29 protein-coding genes and 1 tRNA gene are annotated in these 23,022 nt (G+C 65.1%); 11 read left to right on the top strand and 19 right to left on the bottom strand.

Annotated features, from left to right (window positions below; translation table 11 throughout):
• Positions 1-39 precede the first annotated feature (39 nt).
• Positions 40-336 (bottom strand): hypothetical protein, encoded by a 297-nt coding sequence (locus G5A07_RS17370; RefSeq protein WP_191863704.1) that lies wholly within the window; start codon positions 334-336, stop codon positions 40-42.
• A 204-nt stretch (positions 337-540) separates the two neighbouring features.
• The gene (locus G5A07_RS17375; protein WP_010486969.1) at positions 541-1,836 is read right to left on the bottom strand and encodes a tryptophan--tRNA ligase; all 1,296 of its coding nucleotides are present in this window, start codon (positions 1,834-1,836) and stop codon (positions 541-543) included.
• A 108-nt stretch (positions 1,837-1,944) separates the two neighbouring features.
• Between G5A07_RS17375 and G5A07_RS17380 the strand changes: the two genes are divergently transcribed.
• On the top strand, positions 1,945-2,739 hold the full coding sequence (locus tag G5A07_RS17380; RefSeq protein WP_191863685.1) for a hypothetical protein: 795 nt from the start codon (positions 1,945-1,947) through the stop codon (positions 2,737-2,739).
• 76 nt (positions 2,740-2,815) lie between these two features.
• Here the strand turns inward: G5A07_RS17380 and G5A07_RS17385 are convergent, their stop codons facing one another.
• From G5A07_RS17385 to G5A07_RS17400, 4 genes are all read right to left on the bottom strand, one after another.
• Positions 2,816-3,037 carry a CsbD family protein gene (locus G5A07_RS17385; protein WP_010486972.1) on the bottom strand — a complete coding sequence of 74 codons (222 nt, stop codon included), beginning with the start codon at positions 3,035-3,037 and terminating at the stop codon, positions 2,816-2,818.
• A gap of 203 nt (positions 3,038-3,240) precedes the next feature.
• Positions 3,241-3,378: an entericidin A/B family lipoprotein gene (locus G5A07_RS17390; RefSeq protein WP_014035659.1), complete on the bottom strand. Its 138-nt coding sequence runs from the start codon at positions 3,376-3,378 to the stop codon at positions 3,241-3,243.
• A 162-nt stretch (positions 3,379-3,540) separates the two neighbouring features.
• Positions 3,541-4,461: an arginase gene (gene rocF / locus G5A07_RS17395; RefSeq protein ID WP_043401829.1), complete on the bottom strand. Its 921-nt coding sequence runs from the start codon at positions 4,459-4,461 to the stop codon at positions 3,541-3,543.
• Positions 4,462-4,594: 133 nt separating this feature from the next.
• Positions 4,595-5,359 (bottom strand): DUF3011 domain-containing protein, encoded by a 765-nt coding sequence (locus tag G5A07_RS17400; RefSeq protein WP_191863686.1) that lies wholly within the window; start codon positions 5,357-5,359, stop codon positions 4,595-4,597.
• Positions 5,360-5,954: 595 nt separating this feature from the next.
• Between G5A07_RS17400 and G5A07_RS17405 the strand changes: the two genes are divergently transcribed.
• Both G5A07_RS17405 and G5A07_RS17410 read left to right on the top strand, forming a co-directional pair.
• On the top strand, positions 5,955-6,362 hold the full coding sequence (locus G5A07_RS17405; RefSeq protein ID WP_191863687.1) for a hypothetical protein: 408 nt from the start codon (positions 5,955-5,957) through the stop codon (positions 6,360-6,362).
• Positions 6,362-6,766, top strand: coding sequence for a hypothetical protein (locus tag G5A07_RS17410; protein WP_262405898.1), 405 nt, complete (start codon positions 6,362-6,364; stop codon positions 6,764-6,766). The genes G5A07_RS17405 and G5A07_RS17410 overlap by 1 nt, the downstream gene beginning before the upstream one ends.
• A gap of 57 nt (positions 6,767-6,823) precedes the next feature.
• On the opposite strand, the gene G5A07_RS17415 is transcribed toward G5A07_RS17410, so the two are convergent.
• Together G5A07_RS17415 and G5A07_RS17420 are read right to left on the bottom strand one after the other, a co-directional pair.
• Positions 6,824-7,126, bottom strand: coding sequence for an addiction module antidote protein (locus tag G5A07_RS17415; RefSeq protein ID WP_099559694.1), 303 nt, complete (start codon positions 7,124-7,126; stop codon positions 6,824-6,826).
• A 58-nt stretch (positions 7,127-7,184) separates the two neighbouring features.
• Entirely contained in the window at positions 7,185-7,472 is a 288-nt protein-coding gene (locus G5A07_RS17420; RefSeq protein ID WP_010486984.1) for a type II toxin-antitoxin system RelE/ParE family toxin, read from the bottom strand.
• Between the two features lie 232 nt (positions 7,473-7,704).
• Between G5A07_RS17420 and G5A07_RS17425 the strand changes: the two genes are divergently transcribed.
• Positions 7,705-8,304, top strand: coding sequence for a hypothetical protein (locus G5A07_RS17425; RefSeq protein ID WP_191863688.1), 600 nt, complete (start codon positions 7,705-7,707; stop codon positions 8,302-8,304).
• Between the two features lie 27 nt (positions 8,305-8,331).
• Positions 8,332-9,456: an XVIPCD domain-containing protein gene (locus tag G5A07_RS17430; protein WP_191863689.1), complete on the top strand. Its 1,125-nt coding sequence runs from the start codon at positions 8,332-8,334 to the stop codon at positions 9,454-9,456.
• 84 nt (positions 9,457-9,540) lie between these two features.
• Here the strand turns inward: G5A07_RS17430 and G5A07_RS17435 are convergent.
• From G5A07_RS17435 to birA, 4 genes are all read right to left on the bottom strand, one after another.
• Positions 9,541-9,616, bottom strand: a tRNA-Thr gene (locus G5A07_RS17435).
• A 40-nt stretch (positions 9,617-9,656) separates the two neighbouring features.
• A complete protein-coding gene (locus G5A07_RS17440; protein WP_191863690.1) occupies positions 9,657-10,505 on the bottom strand; it encodes an SPOR domain-containing protein in 849 nt (282 codons plus the stop codon).
• Positions 10,506-10,514: 9 nt separating this feature from the next.
• A complete protein-coding gene (locus G5A07_RS17445; protein WP_010486989.1) occupies positions 10,515-11,246 on the bottom strand; it encodes a type III pantothenate kinase in 732 nt (243 codons plus the stop codon).
• Complete coding sequence (birA, locus tag G5A07_RS17450; protein WP_191863691.1) at positions 11,243-12,211, bottom strand: bifunctional biotin--[acetyl-CoA-carboxylase] ligase/biotin operon repressor BirA; 969 nt, start codon at positions 12,209-12,211, stop codon at positions 11,243-11,245. Before birA ends, G5A07_RS17445 begins: the two co-directional genes overlap by 4 nt.
• Before the next feature lie 143 nt (positions 12,212-12,354).
• Between birA and G5A07_RS17455 the strand changes: the two genes are divergently transcribed.
• Both G5A07_RS17455 and G5A07_RS17460 read left to right on the top strand, forming a co-directional pair.
• Positions 12,355-12,633 (top strand): hypothetical protein, encoded by a 279-nt coding sequence (locus G5A07_RS17455; protein WP_010486993.1) that lies wholly within the window; start codon positions 12,355-12,357, stop codon positions 12,631-12,633.
• Positions 12,600-13,388 carry a M90 family metallopeptidase gene (locus G5A07_RS17460; RefSeq protein ID WP_029380115.1) on the top strand — a complete coding sequence of 263 codons (789 nt, stop codon included), beginning with the start codon at positions 12,600-12,602 and terminating at the stop codon, positions 13,386-13,388. Before G5A07_RS17455 ends, G5A07_RS17460 begins: the two co-directional genes overlap by 34 nt.
• 84 nt (positions 13,389-13,472) lie before the next feature.
• Here the strand turns inward: G5A07_RS17460 and G5A07_RS17465 are convergent, their stop codons facing one another.
• The 4 genes from G5A07_RS17465 to dusA form a co-directional block, all read right to left on the bottom strand.
• Entirely contained in the window at positions 13,473-14,897 is a 1,425-nt protein-coding gene (locus G5A07_RS17465; protein WP_019337797.1) for a sensor histidine kinase, read from the bottom strand.
• Positions 14,898-14,922: 25 nt separating this feature from the next.
• The gene (locus G5A07_RS17470; RefSeq protein ID WP_004136763.1) at positions 14,923-15,606 is read right to left on the bottom strand and encodes a response regulator transcription factor; all 684 of its coding nucleotides are present in this window, start codon (positions 15,604-15,606) and stop codon (positions 14,923-14,925) included.
• Positions 15,607-15,679: 73 nt separating this feature from the next.
• Positions 15,680-16,054, bottom strand: coding sequence for a hypothetical protein (locus tag G5A07_RS17475; RefSeq protein WP_010487000.1), 375 nt, complete (start codon positions 16,052-16,054; stop codon positions 15,680-15,682).
• A gap of 212 nt (positions 16,055-16,266) precedes the next feature.
• A complete protein-coding gene (dusA, locus tag G5A07_RS17480; protein ID WP_191863692.1) occupies positions 16,267-17,298 on the bottom strand; it encodes a tRNA dihydrouridine(20/20a) synthase DusA in 1,032 nt (343 codons plus the stop codon).
• Positions 17,299-17,545: 247 nt separating this feature from the next.
• Here dusA and G5A07_RS17485 point away from each other — a divergent pair, with 247 nt between their 5' ends.
• Entirely contained in the window at positions 17,546-17,836 is a 291-nt protein-coding gene (locus tag G5A07_RS17485) for a type II toxin-antitoxin system RelE/ParE family toxin (RefSeq protein WP_019337795.1), read from the top strand.
• 38 nt (positions 17,837-17,874) lie between these two features.
• The gene (locus tag G5A07_RS17490; RefSeq protein WP_004136660.1) at positions 17,875-18,183 is read left to right on the top strand and encodes an addiction module antidote protein; all 309 of its coding nucleotides are present in this window, start codon (positions 17,875-17,877) and stop codon (positions 18,181-18,183) included.
• Positions 18,184-18,239: 56 nt separating this feature from the next.
• Here G5A07_RS17490 and G5A07_RS17495 read toward each other — a convergent pair whose 3' ends face one another.
• On the bottom strand, positions 18,240-19,694 hold the full coding sequence (locus G5A07_RS17495; protein WP_191863693.1) for a SulP family inorganic anion transporter: 1,455 nt from the start codon (positions 19,692-19,694) through the stop codon (positions 18,240-18,242).
• 209 nt (positions 19,695-19,903) lie between these two features.
• On the opposite strand from G5A07_RS17495, the gene G5A07_RS17500 reads away from it, so the two are divergent.
• Positions 19,904-20,884: a cation transporter gene (locus G5A07_RS17500; protein ID WP_171954744.1), complete on the top strand. Its 981-nt coding sequence runs from the start codon at positions 19,904-19,906 to the stop codon at positions 20,882-20,884.
• A gap of 111 nt (positions 20,885-20,995) precedes the next feature.
• Positions 20,996-21,421 (top strand): organic hydroperoxide resistance protein, encoded by a 426-nt coding sequence (locus tag G5A07_RS17505; protein ID WP_005411948.1) that lies wholly within the window; start codon positions 20,996-20,998, stop codon positions 21,419-21,421.
• A 75-nt stretch (positions 21,422-21,496) separates the two neighbouring features.
• Here G5A07_RS17505 and G5A07_RS17510 read toward each other — a convergent pair whose 3' ends face one another.
• Both G5A07_RS17510 and G5A07_RS17515 read right to left on the bottom strand, forming a co-directional pair.
• Positions 21,497-22,030, bottom strand: a complete 534-nt coding sequence (locus G5A07_RS17510; protein WP_171954745.1) for a hypothetical protein — start codon at positions 22,028-22,030, stop codon at positions 21,497-21,499.
• Between the two features lie 142 nt (positions 22,031-22,172).
• Positions 22,173-22,832, bottom strand: a complete 660-nt coding sequence (locus G5A07_RS17515) for a hypothetical protein (RefSeq protein WP_171954746.1) — start codon at positions 22,830-22,832, stop codon at positions 22,173-22,175.
• Between the last annotated feature and the right edge of the window lie 190 nt (positions 22,833-23,022).

Below are 23,022 nucleotides of genomic sequence, written 5' to 3' on the forward strand. Positions count from 1 at the left end.
TGACCACGAACATAGGATCTCGACTCTACAAAAGCGGGGCTACCGGTCCAGCCATCGCGGCCGCAGCATCAATGCCAGCACCAGCACCGCCAGGAACGCGCCGTAGGCATACAGCACCGCCAGCACCTGTGGCCAGATGGGTCCGGCGCCGGGCTGCACCACGCCGATGCGGTAGCCCCACAGCATCGACACGATGCTCAGGGCGAAGGCCAGCACCAGGGTGGTGCTGTCGAACAGGCGCCGCCGCGCAGTGCGCGGCTGGCGCGGGAACAGCCAGTACAGGCTGCCCAGCAGCAGGAACCAGGGCAGAAACAGCAGCAGCGACAACCAGGCCATCGCAGACTCCATGTCATCGCGCCGGAGGCGCGCGGACATCATGCCACGGGCGCTGTGCCACGGTCGTGCCGGCGGAGTGCTTCCCTGTAGAGCCGAGCCCATGCTCGGCTGCTTTGCAGCCCAGCCGAGCATGGGCTCGGCTCTACAGAGGCGGAGCAAAGTCGAGCATGGCTCGACTCTACAAAGGGCAGGCAGGCCCGGCGATCAGGTCCCTTCGCGCAGCACGGCCAGCGCGGCCAGCACGGCGTCCACTTCGGCTTCCAGCTTGAACAGCTCGCTCTGCAGCTGGTCGCCCTGCTCGGCCTGCTTGATCACCGCAATCAACTGGCCGGCATCGCGCGGCGAATCGAAGCCTTCGCTCTGGATCAGCAGCGTGCCGTCACCGGCGGTCAGCTTGAAGTAGAAGCGGCCGTCCTTCTCGCGGTACTGCTTGAACAGCGGCGGTGCCACGCGGGCCACGCCGGCATCCTCGCTGGCGATGTCGCCGGCGCTGGACAGGTCACGCAGGCCCACGGCATGGCGCAGCTCTTCCAGCAGCGGTGCCGCCAGCTGCTCGCGCAGCTGCTGGCCACGGCGCTTGAGCAACGCTTCGATTTTCTCCGGCTCGGCCATCAGCGCGTTGTAGCGCTCGCGCAGCGGCGACAGCTCGCTGTCGATGCGCTCGAACAGCTGCTGCTTGGCATCACCCCAGCTGATGCCGGCGGCGAACGCCTTGGCGAATTCGGCGGTCTGTTCCGGGGTGGCGAAGGCCTGGTACATCTGGAACAGCGCCGAGCCTTCGGTGTCCTTCGGCTCGCCCGGTGCGCGCGAATCGGTCAGGATCGAGAACACCAGCTTCTTCAGCTCCTCGCGCGGCACGAACAGCGGAATGGTGTTGTGGTAGCTCTTGCTCATCTTGCGGCCATCCAGGCCGGCCAGCGTCGCCACCTGCTCGTCGATCACCACGTCCGGCAGCGGGAAATACTCCTTGCCGTACACGTGGTTGAAGCGCTGGGCGAAATCGCGCGCCATCTCGATGTGCTGGATCTGGTCACGGCCCACCGGTACCTGGTTGGCCTTGAAGATGAGGATATCGGCGGCCATCAGCACCGGGTACATGAACAGGCCGGCGCTGACGCCTGCATCCTCGTCCACGCCTTCCTCGCGGTTCTTGTCCACCGCCGCCTTGTAGGCGTGCGCGCGGTTGAGGATGCCCTTGCTGGCGATGGCGGTCAGGAACCACATCAGCTCGGTGGTCTCGCGGATATCACTCTGGCGGTAGAACCACACGTGTTCCGGGTCCAGGCCGCAGGCCAGCCAGCTGGCCGCGATCTCCAGGGTCGCGCGCTGGGTGCGCTGCGGGTCCTGGGACTTGATCAGGCTGTGCAGGTCGGCCAGGAAGAAGAAGCTCTCGATCCCCGGCGCGCGGCTGGCCGCGATGGCCGGACGGATGGCGCCAACGTAGTTGCCCAGGTGGGGCGTGCCGGAGGGGGTGATGCCGGTAAGGACTCGGGTCGTCATGACTGCGTGGGGTAACCTTCGATGAACGGGGCCAGTTTACCTTGCACGCCACCAACCCCGTCAGGGCCCGCGGCGCGTTCATTCACGCAACCCCGCTGGAGACGCCCGATGAAACGCCTGCTGCCCCTGCTGCTGATCCTGCCCCTGGCCGGCTTCCGCCCGGCTCCCCTGCCGCCGCCGGTGTACGAGGGCGGCCCCGTGCGCATGTCCCTGGTCGACCGCGACCGCGGTACCGAACTGCGCAGCTATCCCGCCGAGGGCCAGCGCTGGGTGGCTGGCGAGCGCGGTCACCGCTACGCCGTGCGCCTGTACAACGACAGCCCGCGCCGGGTGCTGGTGGTGCTGTCGGTGGACGGCATCAACGCCATCTCCGGCGAGGATGCCGATCCCTCACAGACCGGCTACGTCCTCAACCCCGGCCAGCGCGCCGACATCACCGGCTGGCGCAAGAGCCAGGACGAAGTGGCGCAGTTCGTGTTCAGCAGCCCCAGCGGCAGCTATGCCAGCCGCACCGGCCGCCCGGACAACATCGGCGTGGTGGGCGTGGCCGTGTTCGAGGAAGCGCGCCGCTGGCGTCCGGATCCGATCCTGCGCCGTAGCCTGCCAGCACCGGCCCCGACGGCCGAAGCGGCGGCCGACGCCAGCGCCAGCCGCGTCGAGGGATATGCCAGCAAGTCGCAGGCCCCTGCGCTGGGCACCGGCCACGGCGCACGCGAACAGTCGTCGGTACGCGATACCGACTTCGAACGCGCCAGCCGCAGCCCCGCGCAGGTGCTGCAGCTGCGCTACGACAGCGCCCGCAACCTGCGTGCGCGCGGCATCCTGGTGGATTCGCCCTCGCGCCTGCCACGCGAACCGCAGGCGTTCCCGAACCGCTACGTGCCCGACCCGCCCGCGCGCTGAGCGCAGACAACACAACGCCCGCAACCTCTCGGTGCGGGCGTTGTGCTGTGGGGGAAACTGTCGCGCTTGGTCGCGCTTACTTGTAGTCCGGGTAGTCCTTGCTCACCGCATCCTGGAAGTCACGGACTTCCTTCTCGGCGCGATCCTTGGCCCAGCCATATCGTTCCTGCAGGCGACCGGCCAGATACTCGGCATTGCCTTCGGCCACATCGAAGTCGTCGTTGGTCAGATCGCCCCACTTGGCCTGGGCCTTGCCCTTCAGCTGCGACCACTTGCCGGAAATGATGTCTTTGTTCATTGCTGGGAATCCTTGGCTGCAACGGCGTTCTTACCGTGGCTCCAGCTTCGCGCAGCGGCTGTTGGGTGCCGGTCAACCGACCATGAAAACACTGCTCACTTGCTTGAATGGTTCACTACGCTTCGACAGCATGCAGTGAAAAGCACGCACAAAAAAAGGCCGGGGATGTCCCCGGCCCTTTCTCTTTCCGTTCCGCGCCGGGCTTACTTGCCCTTGGCGGCGTCCTCAACCTTTTCACCGGCCTTCTGCACGTCCTTGCCAGCACCGGCCACGGTGTTGCAACCGGCCAGCAGGGCCACCGAGAACATCGACAACAGCATCAGGGCAACTACGCGCTTCATGGGCTTCTCCTTGGGTTCGCCGCTATACCGCTTCATTCGCGGATGGGATTCTTTCGCTCGGCGGGAGGGCACCAATACCCACTGCCGCCGCGTGAAGTGCAATCTGGCGGCAGGGGCGTGGAGCGGGCGTGAACGGTTCGGCAATCCGTTCAGCAGGGGCGGTCAGTCGCGCATCAGGGTGGACTTGCCGAACAGGCTTTCCACCAGGTCCACGGCCAGTTCAGCGGTGGCATTCTGCTTGTCCAGCAACGGGTTGAGCTCAACGATGTCCAGCGACCCCATGCGCCCGGTGTCGGCGATCATTTCCATCACCAGCTGCGCCTCACGGTAGTTCACCCCGCCCGGCACGGTGGTGCCCACGCCCGGTGCGATGCTGGGGTCGAGGAAGTCCACATCGAAGCTGACATGCAGGTGGGTGTTCTCGTCGATACCGGCCAGCGCCGCTTCCACCGCGCGCTTCATGCCGTTCTCGTCGATGTAGCGCATGTCGTACACATCGACCTTGTGGGTCTTGATCAGGCGCTTCTCGTCCGGGTCCACCGAGCGGATACCGATCTGGTGCATCTGCGACGGGGTGATCGCCGGTGCGCTGCCGCCGAGGTGGGTCAGCGCCTTCGGGCCGAGGCCGCACAGGCAGGCCACCGGCATGCCGTGGATGTTGCCCGACGGGGTCACGTCGCTGGTGTTGAAATCGGAATGCGCATCCAGCCACAGCACGCGCAGGGTCTTGCCCTGCTCGCGGCACCAGCGCGCGACGGCGGTGATCGAACCGATGCCCAGGCAATGGTCGCCACCGAGCATGATCGGCATGCGGCCGGCCTGCAGTTCGGCATAGCTGGCTTCCATCAGCGCATGGTTCCACGCCACCACTTCATCCAGGTGCCGGTAACCTTCCACCGGCGCGGTCCACGGGTTGCGCGGGCCATCCAGGTTACCCAGGTCGCGCACATCCACGCCGCGTGCTTCCAGCGCCTCCGGCAGGCCCGCCACGCGCAGCGCTTCCGGGCCCAGCCGGGCACCGCGATGGCCCGCACCGACATCGGTGGGAACGCCAATCAGGGATACGGAGATGGGATGGGCCATGGGTGCCTCCTGCGCGGAAAAAGAAGCACAGTCTAGCCAGAGCTGTGTGACACCACTCGCGGCGGTGCAGCAGGGCAGGCGACCGCACTGCCCTCCGCGATGCTCCCCTTCAGCGGCGGTGCTTGTACTGCCGTCAGCGTCGGCGCAGTGGCGCCAGGCTCTGCACTTCGCCGTTATTGCGCATCATGCACAGGAAACGACCATCGGGATAATCGATGATGAGTTCCTGATAATCGCTGCCCACCGGTAGCTGAGTCACCAGCGTGCCTTGCGCACCCTTGCGCATATTGCAGGAACCCAGCGCGGTATCCCCCGGCGGCGCGCCGTTGGCCACCTTGGACGCATTGCGGAACACCGCACGGCATCCACCATTGACCCACACCGAGTGCCGCGACAGGCCCCAGTTCTGGCCTTGCTCGCAGCGGGCGTGGCTGAGCTGGCGCACGATTTCCACGTTGCCGCGGGTATCCATGTCGCACGACACCTGCTGCTGGCCGGTGGATTCGCAGGTGACTTCGCGCGGCAGCGCCGCGTCGTTGTCGTCATCGTGGCGACGGTGGTCGCGATGTTCAGACGGCGCGGGCGTTCCACTGGCACTGACCTGGCAGATGCCATTGGCGCCGCCTCGGCCGGTATAGCTGATCTGCGGCGTGCCGTCCTCGTTGCTGCTGATCGACAGCGTGATGCCACTGTTGGCATCGCGTGCTTCGAAGTAGCGGTCGTTGAAGCGCTTCAACGTGGCCTCGCGGCCTTGTACGTAGACCGGCCCGCCTTCGTCGGCGTGCACATCGATGCCGCCCGGGCAGCTGGCGTTGAAGAACGGTACCGCAGCCATGGCCGGGGCCACGAAGGCGGTGGACAACAGTGCGGCGGTGAGCGACAGGGCATGGCGACGCATGTGCAGATCCCGAAGGGGCCCAGGTTGGGCGCGTGGCGGCAGTATGCGGTGGGGCGTTGCGGGCTGTCCGTGAGGAACATCAAGATCCGGACGGCGCGCGTGGGGATTCATGTCTGGTAGGGTGTTCTGGAAGCCCTGCCGGGGAAGTTAAGCCAGCTTTACTTCCTGGGCCATGAAAGGCCGTGCGACAGCAATGACGCACCAGGATTCATCGTTGGTTGCAGCCCCGCGCGAAATGTCGCTTCTGGCATTGCAGCGCCAGAAACAAGCCAATCGCGATAATTCATTTTTCCTTTCAGATCACCCGATGCCATCGAAACAAACGACTGGCAGGCGGTGATTTCACGTGCGCATGATGAATCGCCACCTGCAAGGGTGGCCGGGACTTCCAAGCCCGTTTAATCGAAGCTGTATACGCTTGCCAGCCGGCGCCGTCTTCCCATAGCGGCGCCGGCTGGCAATCCGTTCACCGATCGACGGCGGGCGGTGCGTGGGGGCCCCGTGCCCACCGGCTCATCGATTTCCGGTCTTGGAAGCCACGCATCGCCCGCCACCCTCTTCGGGTGGCACCTCTGTTCCCGACGAGGATGCCCGCATGCCCAAGGCCCATCACCCGTACCTGACCGCCACCCTGGGCGAGGCTGCCCTGCGCCTGCCGCCCGAACTGGCGCAGCCATTGGAGGCCGCTTTCGCTGCCGCCAACGAGGCCCCTACGCCGATCAACCTGCCCGGCTGCCTGCAGCGCATCCAGGCCGGTGACGGCGCCGATGGACAACCATGGCAGGGGTCGGCAGGCGCACCTGGCGACGCCGTGGCCGCCGCACGTAGGGATCGCGCTGCGGTTGGCCTGGTGTCGCTGCTGGAGCTGTATCACGCCGCTGAGCGCGTGCGCGTAGACGGGGAAGAGAAAGACGATATCGGCGATGGCACGCGCGAAGGGCTGATATTGGCCTGTCGGGGGCTGGCGGAGTATGTAGCGTTGCAGGTGGGTAGGGCTCAATAATGTGGAACATTGAGATCCCCGTTGCACAGGTTCACAACGTCACTGCCGTGGCTATCGAATCGAGCAGGCCTGCTTCTGGAATGAGCACACCTTATCCAAACCTGAAACCTGTTCTCGTTGAGCTGCAACTGGACGAAGTGGATTCGCGCGGCGGCGCTGTTCCCGAGTTGATCGCCTCCACCGCGCGCCCGATGGCGCTCTCCATGAGTCCCCGACTCACGTGGTACAGCTTCGTATTGAATGACAGAACCATGACCCGGATCCGTCCCGGCACGCGGACGAACTGCACGATCTCATTCATCAACCATGACGGTGCGAAGGAGGCGTTCCCCTGTGGCACATTGGCCGCCTTCGGAGACGGATCGTCGACAAGAGGGTTGATCCGCATCATCCGGTTTGATTGAACCTGTTCGCGCCAGACTTTCTGAGATCGCCGAGCTTGAGCGAAATGCCCTGATGCTTTACACAGCGCTGGCGTGCAATCGCACACCCAGGGCCCGGGTCACCTTCAGGATGGTGGCGAAATCCGGGCTGCGCTCGCCCGACAGTGCGCGGTACAGACTCTCGCGCGACAAACCCGCCGCCCGTGCAACCTTGCTCATCCCCTGAGCGCGGGCGATATCGCCGAGCGCCTTGGCGATGAAGGCAGAATCGCCGTCGCTTTCTTCGATGCAGGCGTCGAGATAGGCGGCCATTTCCTCCGGCGTTCGAAGATGCTCGGCCACATCAAATGCTTTGAGTTGAACTTTTCTCTTGATGACCATGATGGGACAGCTCCGGCACTTCGGTATTGAGTCGTTTCGCCTGCAACCCGTTCGATGCTCACAGGGCACGCGCAATCTCCCTGGCCTTCTCTATATCGCGCTGCTGCGAACCCTTGTCGCCTCCAACCAGGAGAATCACCAACTGCCTGCCGCGCTGGGTGTAGTAAACGCGGTAACCCGGTCCTGCATCGATACGCAATTCAGAAACGCCATCCGCCAGATAGCGGTGATCACCGGGATGGCCTTCAGCGAGCCGACCGATACGGGCCAGGATGCGAGCGCGTGCGGTTACGTCCTTGAGAGCGTCAATCCATGTCGCGAACTGACGGGTACGCTGGATCTTCATGGAGGACTGTAGCCTACCGGCTACAGTCTTTCAACTATCGGATTGCACGCATGGAGGTGTGCTCGGCCTTCCGTCTGTCGCTCCTTCCCTCCCAGCCGGCGCCCCATCTTTTCAAACTGGAAAGTGGAACCGGGCGCGCTTTCAGCAGCTCGTTGTTCACGCGGACCCGATCCGCACTCACAAAATGCTGTGCTAGATTCAAGAGTGTGACATTGGCGCGCGAGATGCTTTCATGAATGCATGGGTCGAGAAATGCGCATCTTCATCGCAAGGTGGACTTCGGCGCCGCCTCTGGATCGCAGCGCGTCGTCGCCTCGCGATCGCTATTCCGGCGCTTGTGCTGACAGCATGTTCGAGTGCCGCGCCGCCGCCCCCATCAGATCATCTGAATCAAAGACCGCCCGTCGAATCAGGGAGTGAAACTGGTATGGAGCGATTCAAGAACGATATCGAGCGTTTGACCAAGGTACGTTTTGATGATGTCGACGCATTGAATGAACAGCTCCACACGCACCTGGGAGAACCAACTCGACAAGGCTTGAGGGACGAGCGGACCGCAGAACGCGGCAATCTGGGCGGACTCGAGATCCAGAACATCACGCTGAGAAGTCCTGCCGACGATCCTACGCACGCGACCCTGGTCTTTGAGGTCGCGCCACCGAGCATCGCGCTCGGGGAAATCATCTGGGAGGAATCCGCCATGTATCCACCCCACCCGGATGCGCCTGATTCCCGTCCTTACTGGTCTGCTCAGGTGAACAGTGCCAAGGTTGTACTCGGACTCTCCCTTGACCACAAGACGCTGACCTACGTATCGATCAGTCAGCGCTGATCCCTGTCATTGCGAAGGAGCCGCACCATGGAGCGTGCTGAAGAATTTGCACTGTCACAGCCGCAGGAGAGTGGCCGACCAGAGGCCACACGTCGTCCGGCTTCGCCTTTGGTTGATCCTTCGCTGGTACCGCTTCTGACCAAATCCCCAACGCTTCGAGCGGGTCTTGCACAGGCTGATCACGACAACCTGGGTGTCGAATGGGGGCCAGCCGGTGGCGGCACCTATCTTGTCCCCGGTGTGAAGATCGTCATTGACGAGAACGCCATCGGGCAAGGCTCCAGAATCGCACGTTCTCTTTCTCATGAAGTTGGGCATCATCTCTTCACCGAGCAACCAGATCGGACGTCCAAGCAATCCTATGTGAACACCTCGCTGCGAGGAGAAGCAGCCGCCACTCTCAGCAATGCCCAGGTCCAGCGTGAAATCACCGCTGCCGGAGGACCGAACATCGGCGTGTCAGGCACAGGCGATCGCCCCCAGCAGTATGGAGCCATTGCGGCGAAACTCGAGGCAGGGCAGATCAACCGTAACCAAGCACTAAGTCAGATCGCTGAGGTGTTCAAAACGGAGGCTCCTTCTGTTGGTCCTCATGCGACATACGAGCTTTACTATGGCGCGCACTATGATCAGCACATAGCACCCACGCAGCGTCGACGTAGGCCCGAGCCAGAATTTGACGCCGAGCGCACTTCGGCTGCGGAAAGAGACGCCGTGGTCGCCGACGACTCACTCTCAGTGCAGCGAACAGCTTCCTCAGTAGCTGAACTCGGCAACGCTGACCGCTCTCTCTACATGCAGATAAGAGCGGGTGTGGAACGCCTGGACGCCGAGAGCGGGAAGCAGTGGGATGAGTCGAGCCAGCGCATGTCCGCGAGTCTGTTGGTGCTCGCGAAGGAGCAAGGGCTTTCAAGAGTTGACCACGTTGTATTGAACAACCCGACAGAGTCGCTTGCACGTGGCGAGAAAGTATTCATCGTCGAGGGAGCGCTGGACGATCCTGCCCAACGCCGTGGAACCATGAATACGATGGACGCGCTTCGCGCGCCTGAAGCAGAGTCCCTGCATCGCGCTGAAGCGTTGGCCGAAAATCTTGAACAGCAGCCAGCGCAGCAGGTTCATGCGCAGGACGGGCCATCGTTCTCAAGGTAAGGCTGTCGAGAAAACAGCTCTGCCGCCCTTCGAACCACTGAGCGAGTACCTGGAGCAGCGCAATGAGGCGCTGACTCATGGGGATGGTGCCGCTTATCCGAATCGAACGGATGACCTACTGTTTACAAGACAGTTGCTCTACCAACTGAGCTAAAGCGGCATGGGTGGTGCACACGCGGCAGTGCCGCGGTCCGGGGATTCTAGCGCAACCTTGCGCATTCCAGCGACCGGCTCTGTGCCGCGCCGCTGCGCTGCTGGGCCTGGGCCGGCTGCGTACCCGCGGCCAGCTGCCCTTCCAGCCACCATTGGCCGGCGTCGCCGCTGGCCACCAGGCGCGGCTGGAAGCCGGCGGCCTGCACGGCGGCCATGCGTCGCTCGGCGCCTTCGCGGTTGCGGTACTGGCCCAGCGCCACGGCGTTGATGTCCTCGCCCTGGCTGATGATGTAGTAGTCGCTCAGGCCGGCGGCGACGATGCGCTTCACCGTGGCCTGGGCTTCTTCGCGGTTGGCGGCGGCCGGCAGCATCACCCGGAAACGGGCGCTGCCACTGGCAGCGGGCTGTTCGCGCAGGCGTACCTGACTGATGACGCTGCCGGCCTTGCCCTGTGCACTGGTCGCGGCGGCGCGGTCGGCGAACGGGCCCAGCGCCACGCAGCGCGCCGGTTCGGCAGCCACGGGCCGGGTTGCGGGTTTTTCCGGTGCCGGTACGGGTGCAGGCGGTGTTACGGGCTTGGCAGCGGCAGCAACCGGCGCAGCCTCAGCCACCTGCGGCTTGGCAATCTCCGGCCTGGCCGGGGCGGCGGGCGCCGGCGTGGCAGCCACAGCCGTCTTCTCGGCCGGTTCGCGATCCATCAGCGGCGCAGCAGGTGCGGCAGCAGTGGCATCGGCGGCCTCAGCCGCATCAACGCCACCGGGCACCCAGCGCAGCTCGGCGACTCCGGCCGGTTGCGGCGGCGGCGCAGGCGGTTGCGGTGCATCGCGCAGCAGCCACCAGCAGGCGACGCCAAGATTGAGGATGGCCAGTACAACGATCAGGGCACGGGTCAGCATGCGCGGATACTAGCCTGCGGGCTGGTGCACCGCCCAGCGGGCGAGGCCATCCAGCACCAGCGAGGGGTGGTAATCGGCGCCGGGCAGCAATGGCATCAGCGCCGGTGCGCCGCCACCATGCACCAGCAGCGAGGGCGCAACACCCAGCAGCGTCTGCGCCTGCTGTGCGCTGCGTTCGATCAGTGCCACCGCCGCACCATCGCAACCGGAAGCCAGCGCATCGGCGGTGTCGTTGGCGAACTCGCTGTAGTCACCGCCCGTGGCCGGCAGCTGCACCGCGCGGGCATGCAGTGCTTCGCGCATGGTGGTGGGCGATGCGGAAATGCGGCCACCGTGGTGCTGGCCATTGGCGTCGAGCAGATCAATCGTCAGTGCGGTGCCCACACCGACCACCAGCACCGGGCGCTGCGCCTTGGCCGCGGCCAGCAGGGCCAGGAAGCGGTCGACGCCGAACTTCTCCGGCTTGGCATAGGCAATGCGCACACCGGCGCATTCGGCGCTGGTGCGCACCACGTGCACGTGCTCGAAGCGACGCTGCAGCTGGTCCAGCATGGCGCTGGTCAGCGATGGTGCGGCCACGCTGGCCACGAACGCGGTGGTGCCGCTGGGCAGACTGTGCGGCGGCTGCCCGGCCATGCCTTCAGCGCCATGCGCCCAGGCCTGCACGTCACCGGCACGGTCACCCTGCAACGGCGCGAACTTGAACCGCGAGTTGCCGAGGTCGAACAACCAATCGCTCATGCCGCCCTCACGCTGACTTCGCCGGCGTGCAGCAGGCGCTCGCGGCCATCGATGCGCACGCGCAAGGCGCCGTCATCGGCCAGGCCGAGCGCGGTGCCATGCTGCCACTGCCCTTCCAGTTCCACCCGTACGTCGCGGCCGGCCAGCATGTCGAACGCGGCGTAGCGCGGCAGGAACGGAGCGAGACCTTCGCGATCGAACTCTTCCAGCGCCGGCAGCAGGCGCGTCAACACGGCCGCAACGACCCCATTTCGGTCCACCGGCTTGCCAGCCAGCGTGTCCAGATCCACCCACGGCTGGGTGATCTGCTCGGCGAACGACGGCGGCATGTGCGTGTTGATGCCGATGCCGATCACCGCGCGCGCCGGGCCGGCGTATTCGCCACCGCCTTCTGCGAGCAGGCCGACCAGCTTGCGCTTGCCATCAACGATCAGGTCATTCGGCCACTTCAGCTGCGCCTGGGTGTAGCCCAGGTCGTGCAGCGCTTCGGCCACGGCGATGCCGGCCACCAGGCTCAGCCCGGCCAGGCGGCCGAGGCCGCCGGAGAACAGGCGCAGCACCGACAGGTAGATATGCGCGGCCAGCGGCGACGCCCACGTACGGCCGCGACGGCCGCGGCCGCCGGTCTGGCGTTCGGCCAGCAGGACGCTCACCCCGCGCAGGGGCGCGCTGCAACGCAGCAATTCTGCGTTGGTGGAGTCCACTGTCCAGGCCGCCTGCAGGTCGTGCAGCAGGGCCTGGACGTCGGCGGGCAGGCCGGCGCGGATCGCCGCCGGGTCCAGCAGGTCGACCGGGCGGGTCAGGCCATAGCCCTCGCCAGCGCGGCCCTCGATGTCCACACCGGCGGCCCTAAGTCCTTGAATACGCTTCCAAATGGCCGCCCGGGTCTGACCCAGCTCACGGGCCAGGGCGTCGCCGGACAGGCGACCGGCAGCGAGTTTGGCCAGCAATTGGCGATCGTCCACGGCAGCTTCCACGAAGTCAGAAAGGAATTATGCGGGAAAGCCGCCAGCGACGCCCGCCACCGGTGGGCCGCAGGGGCTTCCAACCGGGTGCCGGGTTCGGGCTAGAATCGGGAACTCACCCTCCCTTAACGTGGATGTCGTCAATGCGCCGTTATGCCCATTGCCTGATCCTGCTGACGATGCCCTTCGCGGCGTCTGCGACAGCAGCGCTGGACGACAGCCGTGGGGCATGCGTGTCCTCCAATGGCGATGCCGCCTCGCAGCGCGCGCCCACCGCCAGCGCATCGGCTGCCAGCACCAAGGCGGCACCTGTACGCCCGGCTGCCAGCACCACCACCGGCGGCGGTGGCAGCGACGACGACATGCTGCCGCGCATCCGCGCGCCGAAGTGGCACAGCTACCTGCCGGGAATGTTCCGCTGATCAAGTCGTTGCTGCAGTGGCTGCGGCCTGCACCGCGGCCGATTGACGATGCACTTTGGGAAGACGCCTGCCAACGCGCGGCGTGGCTGCACGGCCTGGATGACGGGCGTCGTGGGCGACTGCGCCTGCTGGCCACGCGCTTCCTGCACGAGAAGACCATCACCCCGATCGGCGATCTGCAGCTGCAGGCCGGCGATGGCGTGCTGCTGGCCGCGCTCTGCTGCCTGCCGCTGCTGGAGTTCGGCGAAGTGGGACTGGAAGGCTGGTCGCAGCTGATCGTCTACCCCGACGCGTTCCGCGTGCACCGCAGCCACATGGATGCGGCCGGCGTACTGCACGAGTGGGATGACGAACTGATCGGCGAATCGTGGGACAGCGGTCCGTTGATCCTGTCCTGGGCCGATGTGCAGGCCGACCTGTCGGCGCCGCACGAGGGCTACTGCGTGGCGGTGCACGAGATGGTGCACAAGCTGGATGCGCTGGATGGCGCGATGGACGGCACGCCGCCGCTGCCGCGGCAATGGCAGCGCGAGTGGGCGGCTACGTTCCAGCAGGCTTACGATGCCTTCTGTGCGCAGGTAGACGCGGGTGTGGAAACGCTGATCGATCCGTACGCGGCCGAAGCGCCGGAAGAGTTCTTCGCGGTAGCGAGCGAGTATCACTTCTCGGCGCCGGATCTGCTGCAGCAGGCATTGCCGGAGGTGGCCGCGCAGCTGCGGCGGTTCTATGGCGAGCCGCCGACGATGGTCGGCTGATTCACTACCGCAGCTTATGTAGAGCCGAGCCATGCTCGGCTGCATTTTGCGGAGCAATCGAGCATGGCTCGACTCTCCACAAGGCTACGGCCCCGGCGGCAGGCGCACTTCGAAACGGGCGCCGCCCAGTTCCTCGGAGCGGCCCACAGCCAGTTCACCGCGGTAATCCTTGATCAGGTCCTGCACGATCGACAGGCCGATGCCGTGGCCCTGTACGCGCTCGTCGCCACGCACGCCACGCTGCAGCACCTTGCCGATGTCGTCCGGGGCGATGCCGGGGCCATCGTCGTCCACCGCCAGCAGCAGGCCGGCGCGACGCGCGTTCGGTGCCGGCAGCGGCTGTGCGGTCAGCAGCACGCGGCGGTTGGCCCACTTGAAGGCGTTTTCCAGCAGGTTGCCGAGCAGTTCCTGCAGGTCGCCCGGTTCGCCGTGGAAGCGCGCGGCCGGGTCGATGTCGAATTCGCACAGCACGCCCTTGGAGGCATAGACCTTTTCCAGGCCACGCACGATCTCCTCGGCGTTGGATTCAATCGGCAGCGGCGCGGAGAACAGCTTGTGGCCCGACGACGCAGCACGTGCCAGCTGGTAGGAGACCAGGTTGTTCATGCGCTGCAGCTGCACGTCCAGCTCCTCGCGCAGGGCGCCGTCCCCGGCGCCGCTGTCCATCTGCGTGCGCAGCACGGCGATGGGCGTCTTCAGGCTGTGCGCCAGGTCGGCCAGGGTGTTGCGCTGGCGCTCCAGGTTCTCGCGCTCGCTTTCAATGAAGGCGTTGATGCTGTCGGTCAGCGGTTCCAGTTCGCGCGGGTGGCGCTCGCTCATGCGCTCGGTCTCGCCGCGCTGCACCTTGGTCAGCTCGGTGATCACGCGGCGCAGTGGGCGCAGGCTCCACTGCAGGATAACGGTCTGCAGCAGCAGCAGGATCAGGCCGATGCCGCCCAGGTAGAACCAGACCCGGCTGCGGAACACGCGCAGCTGCGCACCCAGCGCGCGCGAGTCTTCCATCACGTAGATGGTGTACGGAAACTCGGTGGCAGGGTCGGCGTCTGCGTCCCACACCAGGCCCAGGCCATAGCGGTACACCGAGCCCTGGCTGCCGTCGATCTGGATCATCGGCAGTGGGCCTTCGAACACTTCCTGGCGCGGCGCGAGCAGGCCACCGCCCGCGGTGGGCAGCATCGGACCTTCGGCGGACATCGAATTGCCCTTGCCGTGCGGCATCACCACCTGCAGGTACAGGCCACTGCCCGGCACGTCGAAGCGCGAATCCGGCGGCTGCTCGCGGATGTACAGCGAGCGGTCGCGGGTGAAGTCGATGCCGGCCGCGTAGGCGGTGGCGTAGTTCTTCAGGCGCTCACGCAGGTTCGCCTTCGCCGTATCGGCGAAGGCGGCGTCGAGCGCGTAACCGGCCAGCGCCAGGAACGCGACCAGGCCCACGGACGCGGCGAACATCTGGCGCGCCTGCAGGGAGCGCGGCCGCCAGCGTCGGAAGAACCACAGACGGCCGGACATCATGGTATCGCCAGGGTGAGCCGGCTCAGCCCTCGTTGCGCGGAATCGCGAAACGGTAGCCGCGGCCGCGCACGGTCTCGATCGGCTTCAGTTCGCCATCCGGGTCCAGCTTCTTGCGCAGGCGGCCGATGAAGACCTCCAGCACGTTCGAGTCGCGGTCGAAGTCCTGCTGGTAGATGTGCTCGGTGAGGTCGGCCTTGGAGACCAGTTCACCGGCGTGCATCATCAGGTACTCCAGCACCTTGTACTCGTAGCTGGTGAGGTCGACATTGCTGCCGGCCACGCTGACCGTCTGCGCAGCCAGGTCCAGGGCAACCGGGCCGCATTCCAGCGTCGGCTTGCTCCAGCCAGCGGCACGGCGCAGCAGCGCGTTGACGCGGGCCAGCAGCTCTTCGACGTGGAACGGCTTGACCAGGTAGTCGTCGGCACCCTGCTTCAGGCCCTCGACCTTGTCCTGCCAGCTCGAACGCGCGGTCAGGATCAGCACCGGGAACTTCTTGCCTTCGTCACGCAGGGCCTTGATCAGCTCCATGCCCGACATCTTGGGCAGGCCGAGGTCGATGATGCCGACATCGAACGGAACTTCGCGCCCCATGTAGAGGCCTTCCTCGCCGTCCTGCGCAGCATCGACGGCAAAGCCTTCGCGCTTGAGCCGGGCTGCCAGGGTCTCACGCAGCGGGGCTTCGTCTTCGACCAGAAGGATACGCATGAACTCTCCCTAGTGTCCTGGGTGTGGCCCGGAGGCCTGTGGGGTACGGGTTGATAGCGACAACTATCCCTGTTCAGGGGTTATCGCCGCGTAGTGATGACATATCCGACCGCGGCGTGCGCGGCTGTGAACGCGACGGGGCGGGGTCGTCCATGTAGCGGACCCGGCCCCGATCGTCCATGTACTTCACCCGGTTGATATCACGACCATCAAACGGCACGCGCTCGGCGCCGAGGATGTGGCCGCCGGTGGTGCGCTGCACGCGGCGCACGGCATCGGACAGCGACCGCTCGTCGCCACGGTTGCCACGCTCGCCCCGCTCCATCATCTCCGCCCGCGCCTGCTCGCCACGCGGCGGCTGTTGCGCCAGCGCCGAAGACAGCGGCACAGCCGACAGGACCACGCAGGTGGCCAGGGCAATGCGGCGATGGAAGGGAGCGGAAGACATCGATGCGATCCTAGCCGAGCACGGCGATTCGTTCAAAAGTCGTAAATCCGGCGCCGGGTTCGAAACCCAGCGTTTTACAAATCTTTTGCAAATTCTTGGTTTACAGCGGTGAATCCGGTCTGAACTTTTCCGGCCCTGCGCCCGCGTTGTTCAGCTAAGTGAACATTCGGGACGAATCGACGTCCCTTGTCAAGCCAGGAATGTGACTGCGGTCACGCTGCGGCCCGATCAGCTTCGCGTTCGGTGACCGCCAGGGCCTGTTCGATCAGGCTCCAGCCGGCGCCCGGGCGATGTGCGCCCTCGCTCAGCACCTGGCGGAATGCGCGACCACCGGGCTGGCCGTGGAACAGGCCGAGCAGGTGGCGGGTAATGTGCTTCAGCGCCAGGCCTTCGCCCAGCCGCGCCTCGATGTAGGGGCGCATCGCGCGCAGCAGGTCACCACGGGCCTGCAGCGGGGCGCCGGTGTGCAGCGCCTCCAGCTGATGCAGCAGGTAGGGGTCGTGGTAGGCCGCGCGGCCCAGCATCACGCCATCGACGTGCGCGGCCTGCGCCTGTACCGCCTCGATGCTGGCCAGGCCACCGTTGATCACCACGGGCAGTGCCGGGCGCTCCTGCTTCAGGCGGTAGGCCCAGTCGTACTTCAGCGGCGGAACCTCGCGGTTCTCCTTCGGCGACAGGCCCTTCAGCCACGCGTTGCGCGCATGCACCACCACCATCGCCGCACCAGCGGCAACCTGGCGGTCGACGAAGCTGGCAAACACGTCGTAGTCGTTGTCCTCGTCCACGCCCAGGCGGCACTTCACCGTTACCGGGATGTCGACCGCGTTGACCATGGCCGCCACGCACTCGGCCACCAGCACCGGCTCGCGCATCAGGCAGGCGCCGAAACGCCCGGCCTGCACGCGGTCGGACGGGCAACCGCAGTTGAGGTTGACCTCGTCATAGCCCCACTCGGCAGCGATGCGTGCGGCCTGCGCCAGCAGGGCCGGATCGCTGCCGCCCAGCTGCAGCGCCAGCGGCTGTTCGCTGCGGTCGAAGCCGAGCAGGCGCTCGCGGTCGCCGTGGATAACCGCATTGGCATGCACCATCTCGGTGTACAGCCGCGCGCCCGGCGCAAGCACGCGATGGAACACGCGGCAATGGCGGTCCGTCCAATCCATCATCGGGGCAACGGACAGGCGCAGGGAATCGGCGTAACGGGCGGTGGCGGACGTCATCGGGGCGTTGATCGTGGAGACTGGCATTGCCAGTGAGATCAATAGTTTACACCGCCCGGCTGAATGCGCCCGGTCAGTCGCGCGGCAAGCGCCGGTTGGGCCCGCTTCCGGCTGGCGGCAGAGGTGGGCTGGGCGGTGGCAGCGGACGCTTCCTGCCCTCGGGGAGCTTGGGGTTTGCGTTCTCCTTGGATACGACCAGCGGGTCCAGCGCAGTACGCCACGCATTGACGCAGATGCCAATTGAACGGTGTATCCTTTTGGATACGATTTGTGGATGGCGACCCTCCAGGCAACAGAGACGTTCACGCGCTGGCTGCGCGGGCTCAACGACAGCGGCGCCCGAGCAGTGATCGTGGAACGCCTGCAGCGGGTCTCCCGCGGTCTCGAGGGAGATGTTCGATCAGTGGGTCATGGCGTGAGCGAACTGCGAATCAACCATGGGCCGGGATATCGCGTGTATTTCACACGTCGCGGAAGATCCATCGTCGTACTCCTGCACGGTGGCGACAAGTCGAGCCAGCGTCGCGATATCGAAAAAGCGGTCAGGCTCGCGGATCTGCTGTAGCCACCATTTGATTCCATGCCGTTGCCAGGACTCTCCCCATGAGCAAGCTGAAGACGATTCCCTTCGATCCCGCAGACTATCTGGATGATGACGTCGCAATCGCCACCTATCTGAGCGAGGCCTTGGCAGCAGGTGATGCGGGCCACTTCCAGGAGGCGCTCGGAACTGTTGCGCGCGCCCGCGGCATGGGCGGCGTTGCCGAGGTCTCTGGTCTTGGACGCGAGAGCCTGTACAAGGCGCTGCGTCCCGGAGCACACCCACGCTTCGATACCGTGCAGCGGGTACTGTCAGCGCTCGGGGTGCATCTCATCGTGCAAGCCGACAAGCAACCCGCTGGCACCGCCTGATCGCTGCCGCTGCGCCCGCCGGGCATGGCCCGGCGCTACCAGCATGCCCTACGCGATCAATGCCCCCCGCGCGCGCCCCCGACCTGCTCGATCAGCGTCTGGCTGGCTGCATTGAGCCCCACCACCGTCACCTCCGCACCGTGCGCAGCCAGCCTTTCCTGCGCCCGCTCCAGCGCGGCCACAGCAGTCAGATCCCACAGGTGGGCATCGCGCAGGTCAATCTGCACCTTCGGCGCCACGTGCTGGTAATCGAACGCCGCACCCAGCTGCCCCGCCGAGGCAAAGAACACCTGCCCACACACGCGGTAGACCTGTGTGTCACCAGCATCGTCGCGCTGCACATCCAGCATACGGCCCACCTTGCGCGCAAAGAACAGCGCCGACAGCAGCACGCCACTGAGCACGCCCTTGGCCAGATCGTGGGTAGCCACGGTGACCACCACGGTCAGCAGCATCACCGCGGACGAGCTGCGCGGATGCGTGCGCAGGTCGCGCAGCGAGCGCCAACTGAAGGTGCCGATGCTGACCATGATCATCACCGCCACCAGCGCAGCCATCGGGATCTGCCTCACCAGGTCGCTGCCGTACACCACCAGCACCAGCAGGAACACGCCGGCCACCAGGCAGGACAGGCGGCCACGTCCACCGGAGGTCACGTTGATCACCGACTGGCCGATCATCGCGCAGCCAGCCATGCCACCGAGGAAACCGGTGACCGTGTTCGCCACGCCCTGGCCGACGCATTCGCGGTTGCGTTCGCTGGGCGTCTCGGTGATGTCCTCGACAATCTGCAGGGTCATCATCGATTCGAGCAGGCCGACCACGGCCAGCGTGGCCGACACCGGCAGCAGGATGCGCAGCGTCTCCCAGCTGAGCGGCACATCAGGCAGCAGGAAATGCGGCAGGCTGTCGGGCAGCTGGCCCATGTCACCCACGCTGCGCACGTCCACGCCGAAGCCGATCACCACGGCGGTAAGCACCACAATGGCCACCAGCGGCGATGGCACCGTGCGAGTGAGGCGCGGCAGCAGATAGATGATCGCCAGCGCGGCGGCGCACAGCACGTAGACCGTAGGGCCGCGGCCAATCAGTTCCGGCATCTGCGCGAGGAAGATCAGGATCGCCAGCGCGTTGACGAAGCCGGTGATGACCGAACGCGAGACGAAGCGCATCAGCGAGCCGAGCTTGAACACGCCGGCCAGCACCTGCAGCAACCCGGCCAGGATGCTGGCGGCGAACAGGTACTGCAGGCCGTGATCCTTGACCAGGTCGACCATCACCAGCGCCATTGCACCGGTAGCGGCGGAAATCATGCCGGGGCGGCCACCCGCGATGGCGGTGATGACGGCAATCGAGAACGCGGCATACAGGCCGACCTTGGGGTCGACGCCGGCGATGAGCGAGAAGGCGATGGCCTCGGGAATCAGGGCCAGGGCGACGACCATGCCGGACAGCAGGTCGCCACGGAGGTTGCCGAGCCATTGGTGGCGCAGGGGATAGGACGTTTGCATGGGAAAACTCCGCGCGCACGGGCATGGGGCCACGTGGCGCTGCAGTGGAAAGACACGGGTTCCTGAGCCGGGCGAGCCGGCTGCCGATGGGCGGCAAGGGTCAGGGTGGCGTGATCACTGCAGGCGGGCGTCGGTGCGTTGGGAGGGGCGCAGTCTACGGGAAGCGGCCGCACGAAGGTAGCGCGACCGACCGCGAAAGGCCGCGGGGCATGGCGCCGCTCTACAATCGGGGCATGGCTACTGATCGCCCGCAGTTCTTCGACCCCGCCACCGAACAAGGCGTGCTGCGCCTGTCGATCGCCGCCTCGCTGCTGCTGGCCGCCGCCGCAGTGGTGTTCGGCCTGCTGGCCAATTCCTCGCTGATCATCTTCGACGGCATCTACGGCCTGATCGACGTGGTGATGACCTGGCTGTCGCTGCTGGTGGCACGGCTGATCGCGCTGTCCACCCAGACCGACGCGCTGCAATCGCGGCTCAACCAGCGCTTCACCATGGGCTTCTGGCACCTGGAGCCGATCGTGCTGGGGGTCAGCGGCACGCTGATGATCGGTGCGGCACTGTATGCCCTGGTCAATGCGGTGGATGCACTGATGTCCGGGGGCCGCCACATTGCGCTGGGCCCGGCCATCGCCTTCGCCGGGCTGTCGATCGTGGGCGAAGGCGCGCTGGCGTGGTTCATCCTGCGCGCCAACCGCCGCATCGGTTCGGAATTCATCGCGCTGGATGCGAAGAACTGGGTGATCGCGGCCAGCATGTCGGCCTGCTACCTGCTGGCCTTCCTCGGCGGTGTGCTGGTGCAGGGCACCTCGTGGGCCTGGGTCGGGCCGTACATCGACCCGGCCATCCTCGCCTTCGTCTGCGTGCTGGTGATGATCGCCCCGCTCGGTACCGTGCGCCGCGCGCTGGCCGGCATCCTGCTGGTCACCCCGCCGGAGCTGCAGGCGCACGTGGATGCGGTGGCGCGCGACATCGTCGCCAAGCATGGCTTCGTCGAGCACCGCAGCTATGTGGCGCAGGTGGGGCGTGGCGAGCAGATCGAGCTGTTCTTCGTGGTGCGCGAGGACGACCCGCCGCGGCCGCTGGTGGAATGGGACCAGCTGCGTGATGAGATCGGCGATGCGCTGGGCGAGGCTTCGCCGGACCGCTGGCTGACCATCATGTTCACCACCGATCGCGAATGGACGATCTAGGCCCACAGGACGATCAATCAAGTTTTTCGTACGCATTGCAACCCAACGTACGCGAAAACCGGGCAAAGTAGGCTCCAACGCAACACCCACCCACTGACCAGGAGCATCCCGATGTCCATCGAAAAGGTTCTGTACACCGCCCAGGCCACCTCCACCGGCGGCCGTGAAGGTCGTTCCGTCTCTTCCGACAACGTGCTGGACATCCAGCTGTCGACCCCGCGCGAGCTGGGCGGCGCGGGTGGCCCGGGCACCAACCCGGAGCAGCTGTTCGCGGCCGGTTACTCCGCCTGCTTCCTGGGCGCACTGAAGTTCGTGGCCGGCCAGGCCAAGGTCGCGCTGCCGGCCGACACCACCGTGACCGGCAAGGTCGGCATCGGCCAGATCCCGACCGGCTTCGGCATCGAGGCCGAGCTGACCATCAACGTGCCGGGCGTGCCGCGCGAGCAGGTGGAAGAGCTGGTGCAGAAGGCGCACATCGTGTGCCCGTACTCGAATGCCACCCGCGGCAACATCGACGTGACGCTGGTCGTCGCCTGATTAGGTCAATGCACAAAGCCAAATTCGCCGGATCGGATGCTATTCCGAGCTCCGATCCGGCGATTTGTACGACTCTCAACCAGGAACCGTGTACCAGTTCCCATCTGTCGTGTCGGGCTCTCCGATTCCAGCCCAGGAAAAGATGATGCAACTGGCGTCATCGTCGGATTGAAATGGATCGCCAACCTGAGTGGTTGAACTGTAGCCGTCGGTGGAGATGGCCCATGTCATATCGTCGTTCTGTTCCAGAGTCACTGTTTCTGGCTCCATCCAGCGACGCGGCTTGAAGCAGCGTGTGACTGTTGATCGGTCTCCGGGAGCCGGCTTCTCTCCCATCTGAATCAACGTTTCTTCCTTGGTATGGGGACGCGTCAACCAGACCACCCCCCCATCTCTCAGCGAGCCAATTCGACAGTCTCCAGCTACCAGGACGGAGGCGGCCTGACTTCCCTTCTCAGTCAACAAAACTCCGTAGGCAGCCATCGATTGCCTGTACTGATGCCGCAGTTCTGTGTGGACCGACTGCATCATCAGTGACACCTCTGCGCCAACGACTGTGGGTGCCCCATACCATGACTGCAACAACCGGCAGACGAGTTCACGTGCCATCCTTCCTCGGGAAGGCGACGACGTGAATTCATCTACTATGACCGCGATTGCTTGGTTATCAACTATTGATAGCCCACCAGCATCGTGATTCCATTCTCGCTCGAGCCCCCTTCGGCTGGTCCAAACGGGCCACCTTATCCCATTACTCAACTACCTTCTCCATTCTTGAGTAGATGAGATCACGTACTGCCCGATCACTTGCAGCGCTTTCGACTGCGTACTGCAGACCATCACTTGCCAGCAGCGCACCGATTTCAGCCCTGATGAAATCCCGCACATCTTCAGGGGCGTCCGCCACCTCCTGTACGAGCTCCGCTCGGCCTTGAAACAAGGTGATCACGTCCTCGATGTCAGTACTCGACCATACATCGCCATTTCCCCTACCCTTGTACGCGTCCAATTTCGTCGCCAGGAAGTACTCCGGCGTTACAAGGCGAATCTCGGTTTCGCCAACCAGGGCTGGCTGTGCGGCAGCCAGCGCTCGTTCGTACCATTGATTCGAGAATCCAAGAATCTCGGCGTCATACGGCATGAAGTCGACCCTCAGATCGCCGAGGAAGAGGGCGCAGACCGGAGTTTGCTCATGCAGCTTGTCGTGAAATCCCTGCGCCCTCAATTTCTCCTGCAGAAGCTGCCAATCCACTCGTCCGATAACCGGCACTATAAGATCTACATCCTTGGTATGCCTGATGTTATGCATCGCCAGTGGGTCTGTAAGTTGTAGTCCCGTGGTTGATCCACCGATGAATGCAACTTTTGACCGTAGTTCGCTCCCGAGCGCCCTAGCCACCTTTTCAATCATTTGCCTGTGATCCTGCACCGCATACTGATTCACTGGTTCAAAGCCTCGCCTTTTCGGGTAGATTCATGATTGATGCCAGTTGATCTTCCGCAATTGCCCGTTCTCGGGGTAACCCCACTCTCAATGAATCTGTCAACGCAAGCATCGCGTAGAGCAGGGGATCCGATTTAACAGCATGAGGGACCGTGGG

Source organism: Stenotrophomonas sp. AS012628, from assembly GCF_010608305.1.
Lineage (GTDB): Bacteria > Pseudomonadota > Gammaproteobacteria > Xanthomonadales > Xanthomonadaceae > Stenotrophomonas > Stenotrophomonas geniculata.

Excerpts from the sequence above, each read along its gene's own strand:
- dusA (WP_191863692.1), bottom strand. The coding sequence starts at position 17,298 with ATGCCAGTCTCCACGATCAACGCCCCGATGACGTCCGCCACCGCCCGT.
- G5A07_RS17490 (WP_004136660.1), top strand. The coding sequence starts at position 17,875 with ATGAGCAAGCTGAAGACGATTCCCTTCGATCCCGCAGACTATCTGGAT.
- G5A07_RS17390 (WP_014035659.1), bottom strand. The coding sequence starts at position 3,378 with ATGAAGCGCGTAGTTGCCCTGATGCTGTTGTCGATGTTCTCGGTGGCC.
- G5A07_RS17440 (WP_191863690.1), bottom strand. The coding sequence starts at position 10,505 with ATGCTGACCCGTGCCCTGATCGTTGTACTGGCCATCCTCAATCTTGGC.
- G5A07_RS17475 (WP_010487000.1), bottom strand. The coding sequence starts at position 16,054 with ATGTCTTCCGCTCCCTTCCATCGCCGCATTGCCCTGGCCACCTGCGTG.
- G5A07_RS17505 (WP_005411948.1), top strand. The coding sequence starts at position 20,996 with ATGTCCATCGAAAAGGTTCTGTACACCGCCCAGGCCACCTCCACCGGC.
- G5A07_RS17430 (WP_191863689.1), top strand. The coding sequence starts at position 8,332 with ATGGAGCGTGCTGAAGAATTTGCACTGTCACAGCCGCAGGAGAGTGGC.
- G5A07_RS17465 (WP_019337797.1), bottom strand. The coding sequence starts at position 14,897 with ATGTCCGGCCGTCTGTGGTTCTTCCGACGCTGGCGGCCGCGCTCCCTG.
- G5A07_RS17375 (WP_010486969.1), bottom strand. The coding sequence starts at position 1,836 with ATGACGACCCGAGTCCTTACCGGCATCACCCCCTCCGGCACGCCCCAC.
- G5A07_RS17500 (WP_171954744.1), top strand. The coding sequence starts at position 19,904 with ATGGCGCCGCTCTACAATCGGGGCATGGCTACTGATCGCCCGCAGTTC.
- G5A07_RS17370 (WP_191863704.1), bottom strand. The coding sequence starts at position 336 with ATGGCCTGGTTGTCGCTGCTGCTGTTTCTGCCCTGGTTCCTGCTGCTG.
- G5A07_RS17420 (WP_010486984.1), bottom strand. The coding sequence starts at position 7,472 with ATGAAGATCCAGCGTACCCGTCAGTTCGCGACATGGATTGACGCTCTC.
- G5A07_RS17515 (WP_171954746.1), bottom strand. The coding sequence starts at position 22,832 with ATGATTGAAAAGGTGGCTAGGGCGCTCGGGAGCGAACTACGGTCAAAA.
- G5A07_RS17510 (WP_171954745.1), bottom strand. The coding sequence starts at position 22,030 with ATGGCACGTGAACTCGTCTGCCGGTTGTTGCAGTCATGGTATGGGGCA.
- G5A07_RS17415 (WP_099559694.1), bottom strand. The coding sequence starts at position 7,126 with ATGGTCATCAAGAGAAAAGTTCAACTCAAAGCATTTGATGTGGCCGAG.
- G5A07_RS17410 (WP_262405898.1), top strand. The coding sequence starts at position 6,362 with ATGTGGAACATTGAGATCCCCGTTGCACAGGTTCACAACGTCACTGCC.
- G5A07_RS17455 (WP_010486993.1), top strand. The coding sequence starts at position 12,355 with ATGCGCCGTTATGCCCATTGCCTGATCCTGCTGACGATGCCCTTCGCG.
- G5A07_RS17485 (WP_019337795.1), top strand. The coding sequence starts at position 17,546 with ATGGCGACCCTCCAGGCAACAGAGACGTTCACGCGCTGGCTGCGCGGG.
- rocF (WP_043401829.1), bottom strand. The coding sequence starts at position 4,461 with ATGGCCCATCCCATCTCCGTATCCCTGATTGGCGTTCCCACCGATGTC.
- G5A07_RS17495 (WP_191863693.1), bottom strand. The coding sequence starts at position 19,694 with ATGCAAACGTCCTATCCCCTGCGCCACCAATGGCTCGGCAACCTCCGT.
- G5A07_RS17445 (WP_010486989.1), bottom strand. The coding sequence starts at position 11,246 with ATGAGCGATTGGTTGTTCGACCTCGGCAACTCGCGGTTCAAGTTCGCG.
- G5A07_RS17470 (WP_004136763.1), bottom strand. The coding sequence starts at position 15,606 with ATGCGTATCCTTCTGGTCGAAGACGAAGCCCCGCTGCGTGAGACCCTG.
- G5A07_RS17400 (WP_191863686.1), bottom strand. The coding sequence starts at position 5,359 with ATGCGTCGCCATGCCCTGTCGCTCACCGCCGCACTGTTGTCCACCGCC.
- G5A07_RS17425 (WP_191863688.1), top strand. The coding sequence starts at position 7,705 with ATGAATGCATGGGTCGAGAAATGCGCATCTTCATCGCAAGGTGGACTT.
- G5A07_RS17385 (WP_010486972.1), bottom strand. The coding sequence starts at position 3,037 with ATGAACAAAGACATCATTTCCGGCAAGTGGTCGCAGCTGAAGGGCAAG.
- G5A07_RS17405 (WP_191863687.1), top strand. The coding sequence starts at position 5,955 with ATGCCCAAGGCCCATCACCCGTACCTGACCGCCACCCTGGGCGAGGCT.
- G5A07_RS17380 (WP_191863685.1), top strand. The coding sequence starts at position 1,945 with ATGAAACGCCTGCTGCCCCTGCTGCTGATCCTGCCCCTGGCCGGCTTC.